The organism is Citrobacter sp. Cpo061 (assembly GCF_030332845.1).
GTDB classification, from domain to species: Bacteria; Pseudomonadota; Gammaproteobacteria; order Enterobacterales; family Enterobacteriaceae; genus Citrobacter; species Citrobacter portucalensis.
This window is the reverse complement of sequence record NZ_JAOWHB010000042.1, coordinates 1-20926: the sequence shown is the minus strand read 5'-3', so window position 1 is coordinate 20926 and position 20926 is coordinate 1. Positions and strand designations below refer to the sequence as shown.

Annotated in this window: 38 protein-coding genes; 4 read left to right on the top strand and 34 right to left on the bottom strand. The window is 50.1% G+C overall.

The window, feature by feature from the left end:
• Positions 1 to 28 precede the first annotated feature (28 nt).
• The 3 genes from rsmB to mscL all read left to right on the top strand — a co-directional run bounded on the left by rsmB (position 29) and on the right by mscL (position 3271).
• Complete coding sequence (gene rsmB / locus OGX97_RS12625) at positions 29 to 1318, top strand: 16S rRNA (cytosine(967)-C(5))-methyltransferase RsmB (protein WP_174770978.1); 1290 nt, start codon at positions 29 to 31, stop codon at positions 1316 to 1318.
• 21 nt (positions 1319 to 1339) lie between these two features.
• The gene (gene trkA, locus OGX97_RS12620) at positions 1340 to 2716 is read left to right on the top strand and encodes a Trk system potassium transporter TrkA (RefSeq protein WP_003031153.1); all 1377 of its coding nucleotides are present in this window, start codon (positions 1340 to 1342) and stop codon (positions 2714 to 2716) included.
• A 141-nt stretch (positions 2717 to 2857) separates the two neighbouring features.
• Positions 2858 to 3271: a large-conductance mechanosensitive channel protein MscL gene (gene mscL / locus OGX97_RS12615; protein WP_003031152.1), complete on the top strand. Its 414-nt coding sequence runs from the start codon at positions 2858 to 2860 to the stop codon at positions 3269 to 3271.
• On the opposite strand, the gene arfA is transcribed toward mscL, so the two are convergent.
• From arfA to rpsJ, 31 genes are all read right to left on the bottom strand, one after another.
• Positions 3268 to 3486 carry an alternative ribosome-rescue factor ArfA gene (gene arfA / locus OGX97_RS12610; protein ID WP_003828276.1) on the bottom strand — a complete coding sequence of 73 codons (219 nt, stop codon included), beginning with the start codon at positions 3484 to 3486 and terminating at the stop codon, positions 3268 to 3270. The two genes, mscL and arfA, sit on opposite strands and share 4 nt — an antisense overlap.
• A gap of 57 nt (positions 3487 to 3543) precedes the next feature.
• Complete coding sequence (gene zntR, locus OGX97_RS12605) at positions 3544 to 3969, bottom strand: Zn(2+)-responsive transcriptional regulator (RefSeq protein ID WP_198803192.1); 426 nt, start codon at positions 3967 to 3969, stop codon at positions 3544 to 3546.
• Positions 3970 to 3979: 10 nt separating this feature from the next.
• Complete coding sequence (locus OGX97_RS12600; protein ID WP_279851102.1) at positions 3980 to 4348, bottom strand: DUF1992 domain-containing protein; 369 nt, start codon at positions 4346 to 4348, stop codon at positions 3980 to 3982.
• A 107-nt stretch (positions 4349 to 4455) separates the two neighbouring features.
• On the bottom strand, positions 4456 to 4839 hold the full coding sequence (gene rplQ / locus OGX97_RS12595) for a 50S ribosomal protein L17 (RefSeq protein WP_001216370.1): 384 nt from the start codon (positions 4837 to 4839) through the stop codon (positions 4456 to 4458).
• A 40-nt stretch (positions 4840 to 4879) separates the two neighbouring features.
• Positions 4880 to 5869: a DNA-directed RNA polymerase subunit alpha gene (locus OGX97_RS12590; RefSeq protein ID WP_003031139.1), complete on the bottom strand. Its 990-nt coding sequence runs from the start codon at positions 5867 to 5869 to the stop codon at positions 4880 to 4882.
• Between the two features lie 25 nt (positions 5870 to 5894).
• Positions 5895 to 6515 (bottom strand): 30S ribosomal protein S4, encoded by a 621-nt coding sequence (rpsD, locus tag OGX97_RS12585; protein ID WP_003031138.1) that lies wholly within the window; start codon positions 6513 to 6515, stop codon positions 5895 to 5897.
• 33 nt (positions 6516 to 6548) lie between these two features.
• Positions 6549 to 6938 carry a 30S ribosomal protein S11 gene (gene rpsK / locus OGX97_RS12580; RefSeq protein WP_003031137.1) on the bottom strand — a complete coding sequence of 130 codons (390 nt, stop codon included), beginning with the start codon at positions 6936 to 6938 and terminating at the stop codon, positions 6549 to 6551.
• 16 nt (positions 6939 to 6954) lie between these two features.
• Positions 6955 to 7311: a 30S ribosomal protein S13 gene (rpsM, locus tag OGX97_RS12575; protein WP_003031135.1), complete on the bottom strand. Its 357-nt coding sequence runs from the start codon at positions 7309 to 7311 to the stop codon at positions 6955 to 6957.
• A gap of 146 nt (positions 7312 to 7457) precedes the next feature.
• Entirely contained in the window at positions 7458 to 7574 is a 117-nt protein-coding gene (rpmJ, locus tag OGX97_RS12570) for a 50S ribosomal protein L36 (RefSeq protein ID WP_000868187.1), read from the bottom strand.
• Between the two features lie 30 nt (positions 7575 to 7604).
• A complete protein-coding gene (gene secY, locus OGX97_RS12565) occupies positions 7605 to 8936 on the bottom strand; it encodes a preprotein translocase subunit SecY (RefSeq protein ID WP_001118864.1) in 1332 nt (443 codons plus the stop codon).
• A 7-nt stretch (positions 8937 to 8943) separates the two neighbouring features.
• Positions 8944 to 9378 (bottom strand): 50S ribosomal protein L15, encoded by a 435-nt coding sequence (rplO, locus tag OGX97_RS12560; RefSeq protein WP_003031132.1) that lies wholly within the window; start codon positions 9376 to 9378, stop codon positions 8944 to 8946.
• 3 nt (positions 9379 to 9381) lie between these two features.
• The gene (gene rpmD / locus OGX97_RS12555; RefSeq protein ID WP_001140434.1) at positions 9382 to 9561 is read right to left on the bottom strand and encodes a 50S ribosomal protein L30; all 180 of its coding nucleotides are present in this window, start codon (positions 9559 to 9561) and stop codon (positions 9382 to 9384) included.
• A 3-nt stretch (positions 9562 to 9564) separates the two neighbouring features.
• Positions 9565 to 10068, bottom strand: a complete 504-nt coding sequence (rpsE, locus tag OGX97_RS12550; protein ID WP_003031131.1) for a 30S ribosomal protein S5 — start codon at positions 10066 to 10068, stop codon at positions 9565 to 9567.
• A gap of 14 nt (positions 10069 to 10082) precedes the next feature.
• Positions 10083 to 10436: a 50S ribosomal protein L18 gene (rplR, locus tag OGX97_RS12545; RefSeq protein WP_000358960.1), complete on the bottom strand. Its 354-nt coding sequence runs from the start codon at positions 10434 to 10436 to the stop codon at positions 10083 to 10085.
• A 9-nt stretch (positions 10437 to 10445) separates the two neighbouring features.
• Positions 10446 to 10979 carry a 50S ribosomal protein L6 gene (rplF, locus tag OGX97_RS12540; RefSeq protein WP_003031129.1) on the bottom strand — a complete coding sequence of 178 codons (534 nt, stop codon included), beginning with the start codon at positions 10977 to 10979 and terminating at the stop codon, positions 10446 to 10448.
• A gap of 12 nt (positions 10980 to 10991) precedes the next feature.
• Positions 10992 to 11384 carry a 30S ribosomal protein S8 gene (rpsH, locus tag OGX97_RS12535; protein ID WP_003031127.1) on the bottom strand — a complete coding sequence of 131 codons (393 nt, stop codon included), beginning with the start codon at positions 11382 to 11384 and terminating at the stop codon, positions 10992 to 10994.
• 30 nt (positions 11385 to 11414) lie between these two features.
• Entirely contained in the window at positions 11415 to 11720 is a 306-nt protein-coding gene (rpsN, locus tag OGX97_RS12530) for a 30S ribosomal protein S14 (protein ID WP_003031125.1), read from the bottom strand.
• A 14-nt stretch (positions 11721 to 11734) separates the two neighbouring features.
• On the bottom strand, positions 11735 to 12274 hold the full coding sequence (gene rplE / locus OGX97_RS12525; protein ID WP_003031123.1) for a 50S ribosomal protein L5: 540 nt from the start codon (positions 12272 to 12274) through the stop codon (positions 11735 to 11737).
• Between the two features lie 14 nt (positions 12275 to 12288).
• Positions 12289 to 12603, bottom strand: a complete 315-nt coding sequence (gene rplX / locus OGX97_RS12520) for a 50S ribosomal protein L24 (protein ID WP_003031122.1) — start codon at positions 12601 to 12603, stop codon at positions 12289 to 12291.
• Positions 12604 to 12613: 10 nt separating this feature from the next.
• Positions 12614 to 12985, bottom strand: a complete 372-nt coding sequence (rplN, locus tag OGX97_RS12515) for a 50S ribosomal protein L14 (RefSeq protein ID WP_000613954.1) — start codon at positions 12983 to 12985, stop codon at positions 12614 to 12616.
• 163 nt (positions 12986 to 13148) lie between these two features.
• Positions 13149 to 13403, bottom strand: a complete 255-nt coding sequence (rpsQ, locus tag OGX97_RS12510) for a 30S ribosomal protein S17 (RefSeq protein WP_003031120.1) — start codon at positions 13401 to 13403, stop codon at positions 13149 to 13151.
• Positions 13403 to 13594 carry a 50S ribosomal protein L29 gene (gene rpmC, locus OGX97_RS12505; RefSeq protein ID WP_000644742.1) on the bottom strand — a complete coding sequence of 64 codons (192 nt, stop codon included), beginning with the start codon at positions 13592 to 13594 and terminating at the stop codon, positions 13403 to 13405. Before rpmC ends, rpsQ begins: the two co-directional genes overlap by 1 nt.
• Positions 13594 to 14004 (bottom strand): 50S ribosomal protein L16, encoded by a 411-nt coding sequence (gene rplP / locus OGX97_RS12500; RefSeq protein WP_000941208.1) that lies wholly within the window; start codon positions 14002 to 14004, stop codon positions 13594 to 13596. The genes rpmC and rplP overlap by 1 nt, the downstream gene beginning before the upstream one ends.
• A gap of 12 nt (positions 14005 to 14016) precedes the next feature.
• Positions 14017 to 14718, bottom strand: a complete 702-nt coding sequence (rpsC, locus tag OGX97_RS12495) for a 30S ribosomal protein S3 (protein ID WP_000529945.1) — start codon at positions 14716 to 14718, stop codon at positions 14017 to 14019.
• Between the two features lie 17 nt (positions 14719 to 14735).
• Entirely contained in the window at positions 14736 to 15068 is a 333-nt protein-coding gene (gene rplV / locus OGX97_RS12490; RefSeq protein WP_000448832.1) for a 50S ribosomal protein L22, read from the bottom strand.
• Between the two features lie 14 nt (positions 15069 to 15082).
• Positions 15083 to 15361 (bottom strand): 30S ribosomal protein S19, encoded by a 279-nt coding sequence (rpsS, locus tag OGX97_RS12485; RefSeq protein ID WP_001138115.1) that lies wholly within the window; start codon positions 15359 to 15361, stop codon positions 15083 to 15085.
• A 16-nt stretch (positions 15362 to 15377) separates the two neighbouring features.
• Positions 15378 to 16199: a 50S ribosomal protein L2 gene (gene rplB, locus OGX97_RS12480; RefSeq protein ID WP_000301869.1), complete on the bottom strand. Its 822-nt coding sequence runs from the start codon at positions 16197 to 16199 to the stop codon at positions 15378 to 15380.
• 17 nt (positions 16200 to 16216) lie between these two features.
• Positions 16217 to 16519: a 50S ribosomal protein L23 gene (gene rplW / locus OGX97_RS12475; RefSeq protein ID WP_000617546.1), complete on the bottom strand. Its 303-nt coding sequence runs from the start codon at positions 16517 to 16519 to the stop codon at positions 16217 to 16219.
• Positions 16516 to 17121 (bottom strand): 50S ribosomal protein L4, encoded by a 606-nt coding sequence (rplD, locus tag OGX97_RS12470; protein ID WP_003031119.1) that lies wholly within the window; start codon positions 17119 to 17121, stop codon positions 16516 to 16518. The genes rplW and rplD overlap by 4 nt, the downstream gene beginning before the upstream one ends.
• Before the next feature lie 10 nt (positions 17122 to 17131).
• On the bottom strand, positions 17132 to 17761 hold the full coding sequence (gene rplC, locus OGX97_RS12465) for a 50S ribosomal protein L3 (RefSeq protein ID WP_003031117.1): 630 nt from the start codon (positions 17759 to 17761) through the stop codon (positions 17132 to 17134).
• A 32-nt stretch (positions 17762 to 17793) separates the two neighbouring features.
• On the bottom strand, positions 17794 to 18105 hold the full coding sequence (gene rpsJ, locus OGX97_RS12460; RefSeq protein ID WP_001181005.1) for a 30S ribosomal protein S10: 312 nt from the start codon (positions 18103 to 18105) through the stop codon (positions 17794 to 17796).
• A 379-nt stretch (positions 18106 to 18484) separates the two neighbouring features.
• On the opposite strand from rpsJ, the gene OGX97_RS12455 reads away from it, so the two are divergent.
• A complete protein-coding gene (locus OGX97_RS12455; RefSeq protein ID WP_057067314.1) occupies positions 18485 to 18952 on the top strand; it encodes a prepilin peptidase in 468 nt (155 codons plus the stop codon).
• Here OGX97_RS12455 and bfr read toward each other — a convergent pair.
• The 3 genes from bfr to tuf form a co-directional block, all read right to left on the bottom strand.
• A complete protein-coding gene (gene bfr / locus OGX97_RS12450; RefSeq protein WP_003827773.1) occupies positions 18949 to 19425 on the bottom strand; it encodes a bacterioferritin in 477 nt (158 codons plus the stop codon). The two genes, OGX97_RS12455 and bfr, sit on opposite strands and share 4 nt — an antisense overlap.
• Positions 19426 to 19496: 71 nt before the next feature.
• Complete coding sequence (bfd, locus tag OGX97_RS12445; protein WP_003031111.1) at positions 19497 to 19691, bottom strand: bacterioferritin-associated ferredoxin; 195 nt, start codon at positions 19689 to 19691, stop codon at positions 19497 to 19499.
• 185 nt (positions 19692 to 19876) lie between these two features.
• Positions 19877 to 20926: elongation factor Tu (gene tuf, locus OGX97_RS12440; RefSeq protein WP_063942044.1), on the bottom strand; the 1050-nt coding region annotated here is incomplete at its 5' end.

The window sequence follows — 20926 nt, the reverse complement described above, 5'->3', positions numbered from 1 at the left end:
GTCTCCGGGCATTTTTATTTTTGCGCTTATGAAAAAACATTTTAATTTACGCAGTATGGCGGCCCAGGCCGTCGAACAGGTTGTCGAGAAAGGACAATCACTAAGTAACGTGCTGCCCGCCATGCAGCAAAAAGTTGCCGATAAAGACAAAGCGCTGTTACAGGAACTTTGCTTCGGCGTATTGCGTACACTCTCTCAACTGGAGTGGATGATCCAGCAACTGATGGAACGTCCAATGACGGGCAAACAGCGCACCGTTCACTACCTGATCATGGTGGGCTTCTACCAACTGTTGCATACTCGTATTCCAGCACACGCTGCGTTAGCTGAGACCGTAGAAGGCGCGGTCGTTATTAAGCGTCCACAGCTGAAAGGGCTGATCAACGGCGTACTGCGCCAGTTTCAACGCCGTCAGGATGAACTGCTGGCCGAGTTTGCGCAAAGCGATTTGCGCTTCTTACACCCATCCTGGCTGGTGAAACGTATTAAGAGTGCGTATCCGCAGAAGTGGGAAGCCATTCTTGAAGCCAATAACCAGCGACCGCCGATGTGGCTACGAGTCAATCGTAATCACCATACTCGCGACGCCTGGCTAGACCTGCTTACCGAAGCGGGATTAACAGGTTTTCCGCATCCAGACTACCCGGATGCAGTGCGTCTGGAAACACCGGCTCCAGTTCACGCCCTCCCTGGTTTTGACGAAGGTTGGGTCACCGTTCAGGATGCCTCCGCTCAAGGATGCGTAAATTATCTGTTGCCGGAGGACGGTGAACAGATCCTCGACCTGTGCTGTGCGCCGGGCGGTAAAACCACTCACATTCTGGAAGTTGCTCCGCTAGCTAACGTCATGGCCGTCGATGTGGATGAAAAACGCTTATCGCGCGTTTACGACAATCTGAAACGTCTGGGCATGAAGGCAACCGTAAAACAGGGGGATGGCCGCTATCCACAGCAGTGGTGCGGTGAACAACAGTTTGACCGTATTTTGCTGGACGCTCCATGTTCTGCTACCGGGGTGATCCGTCGCCATCCGGATATCAAATGGCTGCGCCGCGACCGGGATATTGCCGAACTTGCCCAATTGCAGGCTGAGATCCTGAATGCTACCTGGTCACATCTTAAATCTGGCGGCACGCTGGTGTATGCAACGTGCTCTATCCTGCCAGAAGAGAACCAACAGCAAATTGCCGCCTTCCTGGCACGCACACCGGATGCGGTATTAAGCGAAACCGGTACGCCGGAAAAACCCGGACGTCAGAATTTACCGGGTGCGGAAGATGGCGATGGCTTCTTTTACGCTAAGCTAATCAAAAAGTGATGAGATAACGGGTCGCGACTGATGAAAATTATCATTCTGGGCGCAGGGCAAGTTGGCGGTACGCTGGCTGAAAACCTGGTCGGAGAGAACAACGATATCACGGTAGTCGATACCAATGGCGAACGCCTGCGCAGCCTGCAGGACAAGTTTGATCTCCGTGTCGTGCAAGGGCATGGTTCGCATCCCCGCGTATTACGTGAAGCCGGTGCCGACGATGCCGATATGCTGGTTGCCGTAACCAGCTCAGATGAAACAAATATGGTTGCCTGCCAGGTAGCTTATTCACTGTTTAATACGCCTAATCGCATCGCCCGTATTCGTTCACCAGATTACGTTCGCGATGCCGACAAGCTGTTCCAATCCGATGCGGTGCCAATCGATCACCTGATTGCGCCTGAGCAACTGGTTATCGATAGCATTTATCGCCTGATTGAATATCCGGGCGCATTGCAGGTGGTGAATTTTGCCGAAGGTAAAGTCAGTCTGGCAGTAGTAAAAGCCTATTACGGCGGGCCGCTTATCGGTAATGCGCTGTCAACAATGCGTGAGCATATGCCGCACATCGACACCCGCGTTGCAGCGATTTTCCGTCATGACCGACCGATCCGTCCGCAAGGTTCTACGATCGTTGAAGCGGGTGATGAAGTCTTCTTTATTGCGGCATCACAGCATATACGCGCCGTAATGAGTGAACTGCAGCGTCTGGAAAAGCCGTACAAACGCATTATGTTAGTGGGTGGCGGTAATATCGGTGCGGGTCTGGCACGTCGTCTGGAAAAAGATTACAGCGTCAAACTGATCGAACGTAATCAACAGCGCGCATCCGAACTTGCAGAGAAACTACAAAATACGATCGTCTTTTTTGGTGATGCTTCGGATCAAGAGTTACTGGCCGAAGAACATATCGATCAGGTCGATCTGTTCATCGCAGTGACCAACGATGATGAAGCAAATATCATGTCGGCGATGCTTGCCAAACGGATGGGCGCCAAGAAAGTAATGGTGTTGATCCAGCGCAGAGCATACGTCGATCTGGTGCAAGGCAGCGTGATCGATATTGCGATTTCACCGCAGCAGGCGACCATCTCCGCGCTGCTGAGCCACGTGCGTAAAGCTGATATTGTTGGCGTTTCTTCACTTCGCCGTGGCGTCGCGGAAGCCATTGAAGCCGTCGCACACGGGGATGAAACGACGTCGAGAGTTGTAGGGCGTTCAATTGATGAAATTAAACTTCCGCCCGGAACCATTATTGGCGCCGTTGTACGTGGTAACGATGTCATGATTGCCAACGATAACCTGCGCATTGAGCAGGGCGATCACGTAATTATGTTCCTGACAGATAAAAAGTTTATTACCGACGTCGAGCGACTATTCCAGCCAAGTCCTTTCTTCCTGTAATAATTTGGGCGCTAATACAGCGCCCTTTTTATTTCCCTTTATTTTTCATGGTCTAATAAATTTTCCTTTCGGCAATACATAAATGGAAATTGCCTAAACATTTGTTAAACTTATAAACGTCAGCTGCATAGGGAGAATAAAATGAGCATTATTAAAGAGTTTCGCGAATTCGCGATGCGCGGGAATGTTGTCGATTTGGCAGTGGGTGTCATTATTGGTGCGGCATTCGGTAAGATTGTTTCATCACTGGTTGCCGATATCATTATGCCGCCGCTGGGGCTGTTAATTGGTGGAATTGATTTTAAACAGTTTGCTTTAACGCTACGTGATGCACAGGGAGACATCCCTGCCGTGGTCATGCATTACGGTGTATTTATTCAGAATGTATTCGATTTCATTATTGTTGCGTTTGCTATCTTTATGGCAATCAAACTGATCAACAAACTGAACCGTAAAAAAGCGGAAGAGCCGGCAGCACCGCCAGCTCCATCGAAAGAAGAAGTATTGCTAAGTGAAATTCGTGACCTGCTGAAAGAACAGAATAACCGCTCTTAAGCACTCACTGAAACAAGAAGGCCAGTGGTAAAAAAGTTAATTACTTTCTTGCCACTGGCCTCCCAGTTACCCCGATTGCCATGTTTGCCTTTTCGCAGATAACTTCCTTTCCCTTTCTTATTTTTCTCAACGCGCTGTCTGAACAGTGGGTCATGCAGAAGCGCCTCAATGGCGTTGTCCTTTATCTGCCCTTTGGTGTGCTGATAACGACTCATAATATCTCCAGTTTGTAGTAATTTACGCCGCGAGTGTAGACCTGGCAGTTCAAGAAATCAACAGCCTGATGCTGTTCCACTGGCGCCTTGCTCAAGAGCTTCAAGAATAGAGCAGTACACGCTGCTGTGTGCCTTGCCGCAGCATGCATCATTCAATCGTTGCAGAGACCGCTGCATCGTCTGAAGTTCAGCAATGCGGGCTTCGACTTCTTGCAGTCTTTCCTGGACGATCCCTTTTGATTCCTGACAGGTATGGTGTTCGGGATCAACCCGGATCGAAAGCAATTCACGGATCGACTCCAGAGTGAAACCAAGCTGCCGGGCATAACGAATAAACTTCAAGCGCTGAAGATCGCTTTCTGTATAGAGGCGAAATCCGCCTTCAGTACGCACTTCATGCTCCATCATCTGCTGCTTTTCATAGTAGCGGATAGTATCCGGCGTCACGTCAGCCAGTTTCGCTATTTCACCAATTCGGTACATGCTCTCTCCGCTATTCATCGTTGATCTTTTTTAGCAGCTTATCTGCGTAGTCACCGCGCAAAAACTCGGTGCTGAGTCCAGCCTGCCGAAGTTTAAGTTCCAGTAGCGACAGTCTTCGGCTCAGCTCAGGATAACTGGGATCATCTTTGCGGATCCCCGCGAGTATTTCAAGCAGCTGTATTGCCTCTCTGCGTTGCTCGAGCTCAGGAGGAAGGCAACCTGCATTTTTTAATAAACGGTATCCGGCTCGGAGTTCAGGCGGGACATGGGAGTCATCGTCAAGAGTCAGCGGTTTGCCCGTTCCCGGTAAATCATCAAACTCGCCTTTAGACTGTGCATCAATAATATGGCGCTCTGCCCACTGGTCCAGTAACCACATACAACACTCCAGGGGATGAACAAAAAGAGTACAGATATTGTAGATAAGTGGGGATATGACGGATATAAAAAAACCCGCCGAGGCGGGTTTTTTTACGTTACTACAGATTACTCTGCAGCAGCTTCTGTTTTCTCTGAACGATCAACCAGCTCGATGTATGCCATCGGCGCGTTGTCGCCTGCACGGAAACCACACTTCAGAATGCGAGTGTAACCACCGGCGCGGCTCGCAAAACGCGGGCCCAGTTCGTTAAACAGTTTTGCCACGATCTCGTTATCACGAGTACGGGCGAATGCCAGACGACGATTAGCTACGCTATCAGTCTTGGCAAGAGTAATCAGCGGCTCAACTACGCGACGCAGCTCTTTCGCTTTCGGCAGAGTCGTCTTGATGATTTCATGACGAACCAGTGAACCTGCCATATTGCGGAACATAGCCTGGCGATGGCTGCTGTTGCGGTTCAGTTGACGACCACTCTTACGATGGCGCATGACCTTATCCTTCTCAGTAAAACCTTAACCTGTGATCCGGTTACTCGTCAGCGATGCTTGCCGGTGGCCAGTTTTCCAGGCGCATGCCCAGAGACAGTCCACGGGAAGCCAGCACGTCTTTAATCTCGGTAAGAGATTTTTTACCAAGGTTAGGCGTCTTAAGAAGCTCAACCTCAGTACGCTGTACCAGATCACCGATATAGTGGATAGCTTCTGCTTTGAGGCAGTTAGCAGAGCGGACAGTCAATTCCAGATCGTCAACAGGGCGCAGCAGGATCGGATCGAATTCTGGTTTCTCTTCTTTAACTTCCGGCTGACGTACATCACGTAAATCAACGAAAGCTTCCAGTTGTTCAGCCAGAATGGTTGCCGCACGACGAATCGCCTCTTCAGGATCGATTGTGCCGTTGGTTTCCATTTCGATGACCAGCTTGTCCAGGTCGGTACGCTGTTCTACACGCGCTGCTTCAACATTGTAGGCAATACGCTCTACAGGGCTGTAGCATGCGTCGACCAGCAGACGGCCGATTGGGCGCTCATCTTCTTCCGAATGAATTCGGGTAGAAGCCGGCACATAACCACGACCGCGCTGAACTTTGATACGCATGCTAATAGATGCATTCTCATCGGTCAGGTGGCAGATCACGTGCTGTGGCTTGACGATTTCGACATCACCATCATGGGTAATGTCGGCTGCAGTCACAGGGCCAATGCCAGATTTATTCAAGGTAAGAATAACGTCATCTTTACCCTGAACTCTCACCGCCAGCCCTTTCAGGTTGAGCAGGATTTCCAGGATATCTTCCTGAACGCCTTCTTTGGTGCTGTACTCATGTAGTACACCATCAATCTCAACCTCGGTCACCGCGCAACCCGGCATCGATGAGAGCAGAATACGGCGCAGTGCGTTACCCAAAGTATGGCCAAAGCCACGCTCTAAAGGCTCAAGGGTCACCTTGGCGTGCGTCGAACTCACTTGCTCGATATCTACCAGGCGCGGTTTTAGAAACTCTGTCACAGAACCCTGCATTGTGTCCTCTCTTTGGTACTAAGCTTTACTTGGAGTAAAGCTCGACGATCAGGTGTTCGTTAATGTCCGCAGACAGATCAGAACGCTCCGGCTTACGCTTGAACGTACCTTCCATCTTGCCAGCATCAACTTCCAGCCAGGTTGGCTTTTCACGCTGCTCAGCCAGCTCCAGAGCGGCTTTCACGCGAGACTGCTTCTTCGCTTTCTCACGAATGCTAACAACGTCATTCGGACTAACCTGATAAGAAGCGATGTTAACAACACGACCGTTTACCATAATTGCTTTATGGCTGACCAGCTGACGTGCTTCTGCACGAGTGGCACCGAAGCCCATACGGTATACAACGTTGTCCAGACGACCTTCCAGCAGACCCAACAGGTTTTCACCGGTGTTGCCTTTCAGACGTGCTGCTTCTTTGTAGTAGTTACGGAACTGACGCTCCAGCACACCGTAGATACGGCGAACTTTTTGCTTTTCACGCAACTGCACACCATAGTCAGACAGACGCGGTTTACGCGCACCGTGCTGGCCAGGAGCTTGTTCAATTTTACACTTGGTATCGATCGCGCGAACGCCAGACTTAAGGAATAAGTCAGTGCCCTCACGACGGCTCAGCTTGAGCTTAGGACCCAAATATCTTGCCATTTTCTTTCTCCAACAATCCTAGAAACGACAGCGTTATACGCGACGTTTTTTCGGCGGACGACAACCGTTATGAGGGATCGGAGTCACATCAGTAATATTAGTGATGCGGAAACCAGCGGCGTTCAGAGCACGAACAGTAGATTCGCGACCTGGACCCGGTCCTTTGACCATAACTTCCAGATTCTTGATACCGTATTCTTTTACGGCTTCAGCGCAACGCTCTGCTGCAACCTGAGCTGCAAACGGAGTGGATTTGCGAGAACCACGGAAACCGGAACCACCGGCTGTTGCCCAACCCAGTGCGTTACCCTGACGATCAGTAATGGTAACGATGGTGTTGTTAAAAGAAGCATGGATATGAGCCACGCCGTCAGAGACTTGTTTTCTTACACGTTTACGTGCACGAATTGGTGCCTTTGCCATTATTCAATCACCCCGATTATTTCTTGATCGGTTTGCGCGGACCCTTACGGGTACGTGCGTTGGTCTTGGTACGCTGACCGCGAACCGGGAGACCACGACGATGACGCAAACCGCGATAGCAACCAAGGTCCATAAGGCGCTTGATGCTCATGCTAACTTCACGGCGCAGATCACCTTCAACGACAAATTTGGCAACTTCGTCACGCAGCGTGTCGATTTGTTCTTCAGACAGCTCACTGATCTTAACATCTTCAGCGATACCCGCGGCAGCCAGAATGGCTTTAGAACGGGTCTTGCCGACGCCGTAGATCGAAGTTAATGCGATCACAGCATGTTTCTGATCAGGAATGTTAATGCCTGCTATACGGGCCACTATGCACTCCTACTATTTAATATGTACGCACCATGCTGAAAAGCCCGTTTTCAGGATACTCAAATGGAAACGCACAGACATACAAAAGATTGGCTGGCTAATCTAGCCAGCTCAACCCAACTTTGCAAGAAAAATATGCGAATAAATCAGCCTTGGCGCTGTTTATGCTTCGGCTCGGCACTGCAAATCACACGGATGACACCATCACGCTTAACGATTTTGCAGTTACGGCATAATTTCTTGACGGAAGCACGAACTTTCATTTTTACTCTCCGTAACTTCTCGGGCGACTGTTAACGGCCGTAGCCTTTCAGATTCGCCTTCTTCAATGCAGACTCGTACTGACTTGACATCATCAGAGTTTGCACTTGAGCCATAAAGTCCATAATCACGACAACAACGATAAGCAGTGAGGTCCCACCGAAGTAGAACGGTACTTTCATTGCATCACGCATGAACTCCGGGATCAGGCAGATAAAGGTAATGTAGAGCGCACCAACCAAAGTCAGGCGGGTCATTACTTTATCGATATACTTCGCCGTTTGCTCTCCCGGACGAATTCCTGGTACAAATGCACCGGACTTCTTCAGGTTATCTGCTGTTTCACGCGGGTTGAAAACCAACGCCGTGTAGAAGAAACAGAAGAATATGATTGCAGACGCATAGAGTAACACATAAAGCGGTTGCCCAGGCTGCAAATACAGCGAAATTGTTGTCAGCCAGTTCCAACCAGTCCCGCCCCCGAACCATGACGCGATGGTCGCCGGGAACAGAATAATACTGGAAGCGAAGATTGCCGGGATTACCCCCGCCATATTCACTTTCAGCGGTAAATGTGTGCTCTGTGCAGCATAGACACGACGACCTTGCTGACGTTTCGCGTAGTTTACCACAATACGGCGTTGACCACGCTCAACAAATACAACAAAGAACGTCACTGCGAATACTAATACTGCAACCAACAGCAACACGAGGAAGTGCAGGTCGCCTTGACGCGCTTGCTCGATAGTATGGGCAATGGCTGGCGGGAGTCCCGCGACAATACCGGCGAAGATAATGATTGAGATACCGTTGCCGATACCACGTTCAGTAATCTGTTCGCCCAACCACATCAGGAACATCGTCCCTGTAACCAGACTTACAACAGCGGTGAAATAGAATGCAAAGCCTGGGTTCATCACCAGGCCCTGCATACCAGGCATATTCGGCAGACCGGTAGCAATACCGATCGACTGGAATATTGCCAGCACCAGAGTACCGTAGCGGGTGTACTGGCTGATCTTACGACGACCAGACTCCCCTTCTTTCTTAATTTCTGCCAGCGTTGGATGAACCACCGTCAGCAGCTGGATAATGATCGACGCCGAAATATACGGCATGATCCCCAGAGCAAAGATAGAAGCACGGCTGAGAGCACCACCAGAGAACATGTTAAACATTTCAATGATGGTGCCTCGCTGTTGCTCAAGCAGTTTGGCAAGTACAGCGGCATCAATACCAGGGATCGGAATGAAAGAGCCAATACGGAACACAATCAGCGCGCCGATTACAAACAGCAGTCTGCGTTTCAGCTCGCCTAAGCCACCTTTGGCACTTTGAAAATCTAATCCCGGTTGTTTAGCCATCTGCTACTTATTCCTCGATTTTACCGCCAGCAGCTTCGATAGCAGCACGAGCGCCTTTAGTAACACGCAGGCCACGAACAGTTACCGGAGTAGTGACTTCACCAGCCAGGATCACTTTCGCGAACTCGATCTGGATACCGATAATGTTAGCTGCTTTCAGCGTGTTCAGGTCTACAACACCGCCTTCAACTTTAGCCAGGTCAGACAGACGAACTTCGGCTGTAATCGCTGCTTTACGTGAAGTGAAGCCGAATTTCGGCAGACGACGGTACAGAGGCATCTGACCACCCTCGAAACCGCGACGTACGCCACCGCCAGAACGAGACTTCTGACCTTTGTGACCACGACCACCGGTTTTACCGAGGCCAGAACCGATACCACGACCCAGGCGGCGAGCCGCTTTTTTAGAGCCTTCGGCCGGAGACAGAGTATTTAAACGCATCTCTTACTCCTCAACTTTAACCATGAAGGAAACCGCGTTGACCATACCACGAACAGCAGGAGTATCCTCGCGCTCTACGGTGTGACCAATACGACGCAGACCCAGGCCAAGCAGCGTTGCCTTGTGTTTCGGCAGACGACCGATTGCACTGCGGGTTTGAGTAATTTTAATAGTCTTTGCCATGGTTTATTTCCCCAGAATTTCTTCAACGGATTTACCACGCTTGGCAGCGACCATTTCCGGAGATTTCATATTTTCCAGGCCATCGATAGTTGCACGAACCACGTTAATCGGGTTAGTGGAACCATACGCTTTAGCCAGAACGTTACGAACTCCAGCGACTTCCAGAACGGCGCGCATTGCACCACCGGCGATGATACCGGTACCTTCGGAAGCCGGCTGCATGAATACACGAGAACCCGTGTGAGTACCCTTAACCGGGTGCTGCAGGGTGCCGTGGTTCAGCGCGACGTTAATCATATTGCGACGGGCTTTTTCCATCGCTTTCTGGATCGCTGCTGGAACTTCACGCGCTTTACCGTAACCAAAACCAACGCGACCGTTACCATCACCAACTACAGTCAGAGCTGTGAAGGAGAAAATACGACCACCTTTAACGGTTTTAGATACGCGGTTAACCGCGATCAGCTTTTCCTGCAGTTCGCCAGCTTGTTTTTCGATGTGAGCCATCTTACACCTCTACCTTAGAACTGAAGGCCAGCTTCACGGGCAGCATCTGCCAGTGCCTGGACACGACCATGATATTGGAACCCGGAACGGTCAAAAGAAACATCTTTGATGCCTTTTTCCAGAGCGCGTTCAGCAACAGCTTTACCTACAGCTGCAGCAGCGTCTTTGTTACCGGTGTACTTCAATTGTTCAGCGATAGCTTTTTCTACAGTAGAAGCAGCTACCAGAACTTCAGAACCGTTCGGTGCAATTACCTGTGCGTAAATATGACGCGGGGTACGATGTACCACCAGGCGAGTTGCACCCAGCTCCTGGAGCTTGCGGCGTGCGCGGGTCGCACGACGGATACGAGCAGATTTCTTATCCATAGTGTTACCTTACTTCTTCTTAGCCTCTTTGGTACGCACGACTTCGTCGGCGTAACGAACACCCTTGCCTTTATAAGGCTCAGGACGACGGTAGGCGCGCAGATCTGCTGCAACCTGACCGATCAGCTGTTTATCAGCGCCTTTCAGCACGATTTCAGTCTGAGACGGACATTCTGCAGTGATTCCCGCAGGCAGCTGATGGTCAACTGGGTGAGAGAAACCTAAAGCCAGGTTTACTACATTCCCTTTAACCGCTGCACGATAACCTACACCAACCAGCTGAAGCTTCTTAGTGAAGCCTTCGGTAACACCGACAACCATTGCATTCAGCAGGGCACGCGCGGTACCAGCCTGAGCCCATCCATCAGCGTAACCATCACGCGGACCGAAGGTCAGTGCATTATCTGCATGATTTACTGCAACAGCATCGTTGAGAGTACGAGTCAGCTCGCCGTTTTTACCTTTGATCGTAATAACCTGACCGTTGATTTTTACATCAACGCCGGCAGGAATAACGACCGGTGCTTTAGCAACACGAGACATTTTTTCCTCCGATTAGGCTACGTAGCAGATAATTTCGCCACCAAGACCAGCCTGGCGCGCTGCACGATCAGTCATAACACCTTTAGAGGTAGAAACAACTGCGATACCCATGCCAGCCATAACTTTCGGCAGCTCGTCTTTACGCTTATAAATGCGCAGACCAGGGCGACTGACACGCTGAATGCTTTCTACAACAGCTTTACCCTGGAAATACTTGAGAGTAAGTTCCAGTTCCGGCTTGGTGTCGCCTTCAACTTTAAAATCTTCAATAAAACCTTCTTCCTTCAGCACGTTGGCAATTGCCACTTTCAGCTTGGAGGAAGGCATGGTGACCGCAGCTTTATTCGCGGCCTGACCGTTACGGATACGGGTCAGCATATCCGCGATCGGATCTTGCATGCTCATCTGTCTTTACTCCCGTGATTCAATTGGTAATTACCAGCTAGCCTTTTTCAAGCCTGGTACTTCACCGCGCATGGCGGCTTCACGCAGTTTGATACGGCTCAACCCGAACTTGCCCACATAGCCATGCGGACGACCTGTTTGACGGCAGCGGTTACGCTGACGGGACGGGCTGGAATCACGCGGCAGAGACTGCAGCTTGAGAACTGCGTTCCAACGATCTTCGTCGGTCGCGTTCACATCAGAGATAATAGCTTTCAGTTCAGCGCGTTTTGCGAAGTACTTATCAGCTAAAGCTACGCGCTTTACTTCGCGTGCTTTCATTGATTGCTTAGCCATTCAGTAACCCTACCTTACTTGCGGAACGGGAAGTCAAAGGCAGCCAGCAGAGCACGGCCTTCTTCATCAGATTTCGCAGTAGTGGTAATGGTAATATCCAAACCACGCACGCGGTCGACTTTATCGTAGTCGATTTCTGGGAAGATGATCTGCTCACGGACACCCATGCTGTAGTTACCACGACCGTCGAAAGACTTAGCGGACAAGCCACGGAAGTCACGGATACGTGGAACAGCAATAGTGATCAGGCGCTCAAAGAACTCCCACATGCGTTCGCCACGCAGAGTTACTTTACAGCCGATCGGATAGCCCTGACGGATTTTGAAGCCTGCAACTGATTTGCGTGCTTTGGTGATCAGCGGTTTTTGACCGGAGATTGCTGTCAGGTCAGCTGCTGCGTTATCCAGCAGTTTCTTGTCAGCGATCGCTTCACCAACACCCATGTTCAGGGTGATCTTCTCGACCCGAGGGACTTGCATGACAGAATTGTAGTTAAACTCAGTCATGAGTTTAGCGACTACTTCGTCTTTGTAGTAATCATGCAGTTTCGCCATCGTACTACTCCAAATTACTTGATAGTTTCGCTGTTAGATTTGAAGAAACGGACTTTTTTGCCGTCTTCGAATCTAAAGCCTACACGGTCAGCCTTGCCGGTTGCCGCGTTGAAGATAGCAAGGTTAGAGATCTGAATAGCTGCTTCTTTCTCTACGATGCCGCCTGGTTGGTTCAGGGCCGGAACCGGCTTCTGATGTTTCTTAACCAGGTTGATACCTTCAACAATGACCTTGCCGGAAGACAGGACATTCTTAACTTTACCGCGTTTACCTTTATCTTTACCGGTTAACACGATAACTTCGTCATCACGACGGATCTTCGCTGCCATGATTCGCTCCTTAGAGTACTTCTGGTGCCAGAGAGATAATTTTCATGAACTTCTCGTTACGAAGTTCACGAGTTACCGGCCCAAAAATACGCGTACCGATAGGTTGCTCGCTGTTATTGTTTAAAATAACGCATGCATTACCATCGAAGCGAATGACAGAACCGTCCGGGCGACGAACACCCTTCTTGGTGCGCACCACTACCGCCTTCAGCACATCACCTTTTTTGACCTTACCACGCGGAATTGCTTCCTTGATGGTGATCTTGATGATATCGCCGACGCCTGCGTAGCGACGGTGCGAGCCACCCAGAACCTTGATACACATTACGCGACGTGCACCGGAGTTGTCGGCGACGTTCAGCATAGTCTGTTCTTGGATCATTTTAGTGCTCCGCTAATGTCAACTACTACTGAGACCCGAAAATCAGGTCGTTAAAAAAGCCCCATATCGGGGGCGCGGCATTATAACACCGCTTCAACGATATGGGTAGAAAAAATAAACGGCTCATCGCTGAGCCGTTTATTCGTTGAGAATGCCTACTGTATTACAGAACGGCTTTCTCTACAACGCGAACCAGCGTCCAGGACTTAGTCTTGGACAGCGGACGGCATTCGCGGATTTCAACCACGTCACCAGTACCGCATTCGTTGTTCTCGTCATGTACGTGCAGTTTGGTCGTACGCTTAATGAATTTACCGTAGATCGGGTGTTTCACAAAACGTTCGATAGCAACAACGATGGATTTCTCCATTTTATCGCTAACAACGCGACCTTGCAGAGTACGGATTTTATCGGTCATTACGCACCCGCCTTCTCAGTCAGTAAAGTCTTAACGCGTGCGACGTCACGACGCACTTGCTTCAACAGGTGAGACTGTTGCAGCTGGCCACTTGCAGCCTGCATACGCAGGTTGAACTGCTCACGCAGCAGATTCAGCAGCTCGGTGTTCAGCTCTTCAACACTCTTCTCACGCAGCTCTTTTGCTTTCATTACATCACCGTCTTAGTTACAAAGGTGGTTTTAATCGGCAGTTTCGCTGCTGCCAGCTTGAATGCTTCACGGGCCAGCTCTTCCGGTACGCCGTCCATTTCATACAGGACTTTACCCGGCTGAATCAAGGCAACCCAATACTCCACGTTACCTTTACCTTTACCCATACGCACTGCCAGCGGCTTTTCAGTGATCGGTTTGTCCGGGAATACACGGATCCAGATCTTACCTTGACGCTTAACTGCACGGGTCATAGCACGACGTGCTGCTTCGATCTGACGGGCAGTCAGACGACCACGGCCAACAGCTTTCAGACCGAAGCTGCCGAAGCTAACATCCGCGCCAGCAGCCAGACCGCGGTTACGGCCTTTGTGCATTTTACGGAATTTTGTACGCTTTGGTTGTAACATCAGCGACGCTCCTTATTTACGGCCTTTACGCTGCTGCTTTTTAGGTTGCGCAGCCGGTTTTTCCGGTTGTTCAACAGCAGCCATACCACCCAGGATCTCGCCTTTGAAGATCCACACTTTAACACCGATTACACCGTAAGTGGTGTGCGCTTCAGAGGTGTTGTAGTCGATGTCAGCACGCAGAGTGTGCAGAGGTACGCGACCTTCGCGGTACCATTCGGTACGTGCGATTTCCGCGCCGCCCAGACGGCCGCTAACTTCAACTTTGATACCTTTAGCGCCCAGACGCATTGCGTTCTGTACAGCACGCTTCATAGCACGACGGAACATAACACGACGTTCCAGCTGAGAAGTGATGCTGTCAGCAACCAATTTTGCGTCTAGTTCAGGCTTACGCACTTCGGCGATATTGATCTGAGCAGGAACGCCAGCAATATCCGCTACGACTTTGCGCAGTTTTTCTACGTCTTCGCCTTTCTTACCGATAACGATACCCGGGCGAGCGGTGTGAATGGTCACACGGATGCTCTTAGCCGGACGCTCGATAACGATACGAGATACAGACGCTTTAGCCAGTTCCTTAGTCAGGTACTGACGTACTTTAAAATCGCTGTCCAGGTTGTCAGCGAATTCTTTGGTGTTCGCAAACCAGGTTGAGTTCCATGGTTTTACAATACCCAGGCGAATACCATTAGGATGTACTTTCTGACCCATTGCTAGTCTCCAGAGTCTCAGCGATCGGACACAACCACAGTAATGTGGCTGGTGCGCTTCAGGATGCGATCTGCACGACCTTTTGCACGCGGCATAATGCGCTTCATGCTCGGGCCTTCGTCTACGAAAATTTTCGTAACTTTCAGATCGTCAATGTCAGCGCCATCGTTGTGTTCAGCGTTAGCAATGGCAGATTCCAGGACTTTCTTAACCAGTACAGCCGCTTTCTTATTGGTGTAGGTCAGAATATCCAGAGCCTGCGACACTTTCTTACCGCGAATCAGGTCTGCAACAAGGCGAACCTTCTGAGCAGAAGAACGAGCATGGCGATGTTGAGCTAAAGTTTCCATCTCTTCCTCCTACCTTATTTCTTCTTCGCTTTTTTATCAGCAGCGTGGCCGCGATAAGTACGAGTCGGTGCGAATTCACCCAGTTTGTGACCGACCATTTCGTCGGAAACAAATACCGGAACGTGCTGACGACCATTATGGACAGCGATGGTCAAACCGATCATGTTAGGAAAGATCGTTGAACGACGGGACCAAGTGCGCAGGGGCTTCTTGTCTCCGCTTTCCACCGCTTTCTCTACCTTCTTCAGCAAGTGCAGGTCAATAAAAGGACCTTTCTTGAGAGAACGTGGCATGGCTTATCCTCTAAAATTATTTGCTACGGCGACGTACGATGAATTTATCAGTACGCTTGTTGCTGCGGGTCTTCTTACCTTTGGTCTGAACGCCCCACGGAGTTACCGGGTGCTTACCAAAGTTACGACCTTCACCACCACCATGTGGGTGATCGACTGGGTTCATCGCAGTACCGCGAACGGTAGGACGAACACCACGCCAGCGTGCAGCACCTGCTTTACCCAGAACGCGCAGCATATGCTCAGCATTGCCAACTTCGCCCAGAGTTGCACGGCAGTCTGCTTCGACTTTACGCATTTCACCAGAACGCAGACGCAGGGTGACATAAGCACCATCACGAGCAACGATCTGAACGTAAGTACCAGCGGAACGTGCCAGCTGACCGCCTTTACCTGGTTTCATTTCTACGTTATGAACGGTAGAACCAACCGGGATATTGCGCATCGGCAGGGTGTTACCTGCTTTGATTGCAGCATCAACGCCAGACTGAATCTGGTCGCCAGCTTTCAGGCCTTTAGGGGCCAGGATGTAACGGCGTTCACCGTCTTTGTACAGAACCAGCGCGATGTTCGCGGAGCGGTTCGGATCGTACTCAAGACGTTCAACAACTGCCGGGATACCGTCTTTGTTGCGTTTGAAGTCAACAATACGATAAGCCTGCTTGTGACCACCACCGATGTGACGAGTGGTGATGCGGCCATTGTTGTTACGACCACCGGATTTGCTGTTTTTTTCAACCAGCGGAGCAAAAGGTTTGCCCTTGTGCAGCTCTGGGTTGACCACTTTAACAACGTGGCGACGACCCGGAGATGTCGGTTTACATTTAACAACTGCCATTGTATTACTCCTCCGACTTACTCAGCGCCGCCGACGAAGTCCAGATTCTGGCCTTCCTTCAGGGTGACGTAAGCTTTTTTCCAGTCGCTACGACGACCGATACGCTGTCCGTGACGTTTAACTTTCCCTTTAACTACCAGGGTGTTAACGACTTCGACTTCGACTTCAAACAGTTTCTGCACAGCAGCTTTGATTTCTGCTTTGGTCGCGTCTTTAGCAACTTTGAGAACGATGGTGTTAGTTTTTTCCATCGCAGTAGACGCTTTTTCAGAAACGTGCGGTGCGCGCAGCACTTTCAGCAGACGTTCTTCACGAATCATGCCAGCATCTCCTCAACTTGCTTAACAGCATCAGCAGTCATTACGACTTTGTCGAAGGCGATCAGGCTAACCGGGTCGATACCAGTTGCATCGCGTACGTCAACCTTGTGCAGGTTGCGCGCAGCCAGGAACAGGTTTTCGTCCAGCTCACCGGTGATGATCAGCACATCTTCCAGAGCCATGTCTTTCAGTTTCTGTGCCAGCAGCTTAGTTTTAGGCGCTTCTACAGAGAATGATTCGACAACGATCAGACGATCCTGACGTACCAGTTCGGACAGAATGCTTTTCAGCGCGCCGCGGTACATCTTTTTGTTAACTTTTTGACTGTGGTCCTGTGGACGAGCAGCGAAGGTCACGCCACCTGAACGCCAGATCGGGCTCTTGATAGAACCTGAACGCGCACGGCCGGTACCTTTCTGGCGCCACGGCTTTTTGCCTGAACCAGTTACTTCAGCACGAGTCTTCTGAGCACGAGTACCCTGACGAGCACCAGCTGCATAAGCAACAACAACCTGGTGAACCAGCGCTTCGTTGAAATCACGACCGAAGGTAGTTTCGGAAACAGTCAGCGCGCTCTGCGCGTCTTTCAATACTAATTCCATTGCTATCCCCTTACGCCTTCACAGCTGGTTTAACGATCAGGTCGCAACCGGTCGCACCCGGAACACCACCTTTAACCAGCAGCAGGTTGCGCTCAGCGTCAACACGTACTACGTCCAGGCTCTGAACGGTTACACGTTCGTTGCCCAGCTGACCTGCCATTTTCTTGCCTTTGAACACTTTGCCCGGAGTCTGGTTCTGACCGATAGAACCCGGAACGCGGTGAGACAAGGAGTTACCGTGAGTAGCGTCCTGGGTACGGAAGTTCCAGCGCTTAACGGTACCAGCGAAACCTTTACCTTTAGAGGTACCGGTTACGTCAACTTTTTTAACGTCAGCAAACAGTTCAACGCTAATGTTCTGACCAACGGTGTATTCTTCACCATCTGCCAGACGGAATTCCCACAGGCCGCGGCCAGCTTCTACGCCAGCTTTAGCAAAGTGGCCAGCTTCCGGCTTAGTTACGCGGTTAGCTTTTTTAGCACCGGTGGTAACCTGAACAGCGCGATAGCCATCGTTAGCCAGATCTTTAACCTGAGTAACGCGGTTTGCTTCAACTTCGATAACGGTTACTGGGATAGATACGCCATCTTCAGTGAAGATGCGGGTCATACCCACTTTTTTACCGACTAAACCAATCATTGTATCAACCTCTCAATCGCTCGATGACCTGATTAACCCAGGCTGATCTGCACGTCTACACCGGCAGCCAGGTCCAGACGCATCAGAGCATCAACGGTTTTTTCAGTTGGCTCAACGATGTCAACCAGACGCTTGTGAGTACGGATCTCGTACTGATCACGCGCGTCTTTGTTGACGTGCGGGGAGATCAGAACGGTGAAACGCTCTTTGCGGGTCGGCAGCGGGATCGGACCACGAACCTGCGCACCAGTGCGCTTGGCAGTCTCGACGATTTCCGCGGTTGATTGATCGATCAGACGATGATCAAACGCTTTCAAACGGATACGGATTCTTTGGTTCTGCATGAGACCAGAGCTCCAATTATTTTATAGACGAAATAGTTACTCCTCAAACCCATTACGATTGATGGGAGAGTGTAACCGTTCTTACAGAGTTCCCCGATTGGGAACATTGTCTGGTATTGCTTTCGCAGTACCGGTGGCTCATATCGAACCGCTGTCAATATTAGACAAGCCCGCGCATTATACGTAAATCTCAGTCTTAAGCAAGTGCCGCGTATAAATTAATCACTCGTTCACCAATGCGGCGCTCCTTCCACTCTGATTGTATGTCCTGTGGTGCAACGCGTTTTCCGTGGAAGAGAGCATCCATAACCCATATCCCAGGCTTGTAGGGCCGCCGGGTTTACCTGAAGGTAAACTCTTTACCAGATAAGGCTTGCCCATGTACATCGACCTCCCCTTTCTGTTGATTTATGTTTCGCTATCAGGGCTGCTCTTAGTCCATGACCTACGTACCGGGTTGCTGCCCGACAAATTTACCTGCCCTCTTTTGTGGGGCGGTCTTATTTATCATCAATGCTGCAGACCTGCACAGTTATCCGACGCGCTTTGGGGTGCTGTAGCGGGCTATGGGGTATTTGCTTTGTTCTACTGGGGGTATCGTTTGATATGCCGACAGGAAGGGTTAGGCTTTGGTGATGTCAAATTTCTTGCCGCGCTAGGCGCATGGCATTGCTGGGAATCATTACCACTTTTGGTTTTACTTGCCGCGGGTATGGCATGTTGCCTCACCGGGATTTCCTGCGTCCGTTACGGGAAACAGGTACTAAAAAACCCGCTGCCATTTGGGCCATATCTGGCGGCTGCGGGTTTTGTTATTGGCCTGGTAAGTATGATACAGGGCGGTTAGTCACTGACTTTAATTTGCGATTGCAGATAATTTTGTAAGCCAAGTTTTGCAATCAGGTCCAGCTCGGTTTCGAGCCAGTCAATATGCCCTTCTTCTTCAGTCAGGATCTCAATCATCATATCCCGGCTGACATAATCATGAACGCTATCGGCATAGGCAATGGCTTCACGTAAGTCTTTAGCACCATCGAGTTCGAGTCGAAGATCGGATTGCAGCATCTCTTCAACGTCTTCGCCAATACCCAACTTGCCAAGATCCTGCAAGTTCGGGATCCCTTCTAAGAATAAAATACGCTCGATATATTTATCAGCGTGTTTCATCTCATCGATAGATTCATGGTACTCAACATCATTGAGGCGAGTCAATCCCCAGTTTTTAAACATACGAGCATGGAGAAAATACTGGTTGATCGCGACAAGCTCATTTCCCAATAGTTTATTGAGATAATTTATGATTTTAACATCACCTTTCATTTTATAGTCCCTCCGCTTCCACTCTTAGAGCGTAGATGGGGCTACAGGGATGTCAAAAAAAAGAGTGTGACTTAGGCGATCTCTTTAAATTCTGGCATTTGCGTTAATTCATCCTGCATGACTTCGCGGGCAGCACGAATGCACTTACCGCATTGATTTCCAACAGGAATAAATTTACGTAATTGCTGAAAAGACTGAGGATGAAACTGGCGAACAGCCTGACGTATTTTTTTATCACTTATCGCATTACACAAACAAACGTACATGATCGCTCCCGTTCAATTTCTGCGCAAAGTGTAAATGAGAATAGTTATGATTACAATAGCACAACGCGATTTACGCGGCGGGAGAATGAATAAAAAATGCGAATAAATATGACTACGACTAAATTGCAGGTAGCAAAAAGGGCGCCGAAGCGCCCTTTTTAAGCTCAAAGCTAATTAATCAATAATTAGCTCATTACTTTAGCAACAACGCCCGCACCAACAGTACGGCCGCCTTCACGGATTGCGAAACGCAGACCGTCGTCCATCGCGATTGGGTGGATCAGGGTAACAACCATTTTGATGTTGTCGCCCGGCATTACCATCTCTACGCCTTCCGGCAGTTCGATGGTACCAGTCACGTCAGTAGTACGGAAGTAGAACTGCGGACGGTAGCCTTTGAAGAACGGAGTATGACGGCCGCCTTCGTCTTTGGACAGAATGTACACTTCAGATTCGAACTTGGTGTGCGGCTTGATAGAGCCCGGCTTAGCCAGTACCTGACCACGTTCGATTTCTTCACGTTTGATACCACGCAGCAGAACACCAACGTTCTCACCAGCACGGCCTTCGTCCAGCAGTTTGCGGAACATTTCAACGCCAGTACAGGTAGACTTAGCAGTCTCTTTGATACCAACGATTTCAACTTCTTCACCAACTTTGATGATACCGCGTTCTACACGACCGGTAACAACGGTACCACGACCGGAGATGGAGAATACGTCTTCGATAGGCAGCAGGAACGGCTTGTCAATCGCACGCTCTGGTTCTGGGATGTAAGAATCCAGGAAGCCAGCCAGTTCGATGATTTTCGCTTCCCACTCTGCTTCGCCTTCCAGCGCTTTCAGAGCAGAACCACGAACGATCGGAGTGTCGTCGCCCGGGAAATCGTACTGAGACAGAAGTTCACGAACTTCCATTTCTACCAGTTCCAGCAGCTCTTCGTCATCAACCATGTCGCATTTGTTCAGGAACACGATGATGTACGGAACGCCTACCTGACGACCCAGCAGGATGTGCTCACGAGTCTGCGGCATCGGGCCGTCAGTCGCAGCAACAACCAGGATCGCGCCGTCCATCTGCGCAGCACCGGTGATCATGTTTTTAACATAGTCGGCGTGGCCCGGGCAGTCTACGTGTGCGTAGTGGCGAGTCGGGGTGTCATATTCAACGTGAGAAGTGTTGATGGTGATACCACGAGCTTTTTCTTCCGGCGCGTTATCGATCTGGTCGAATGC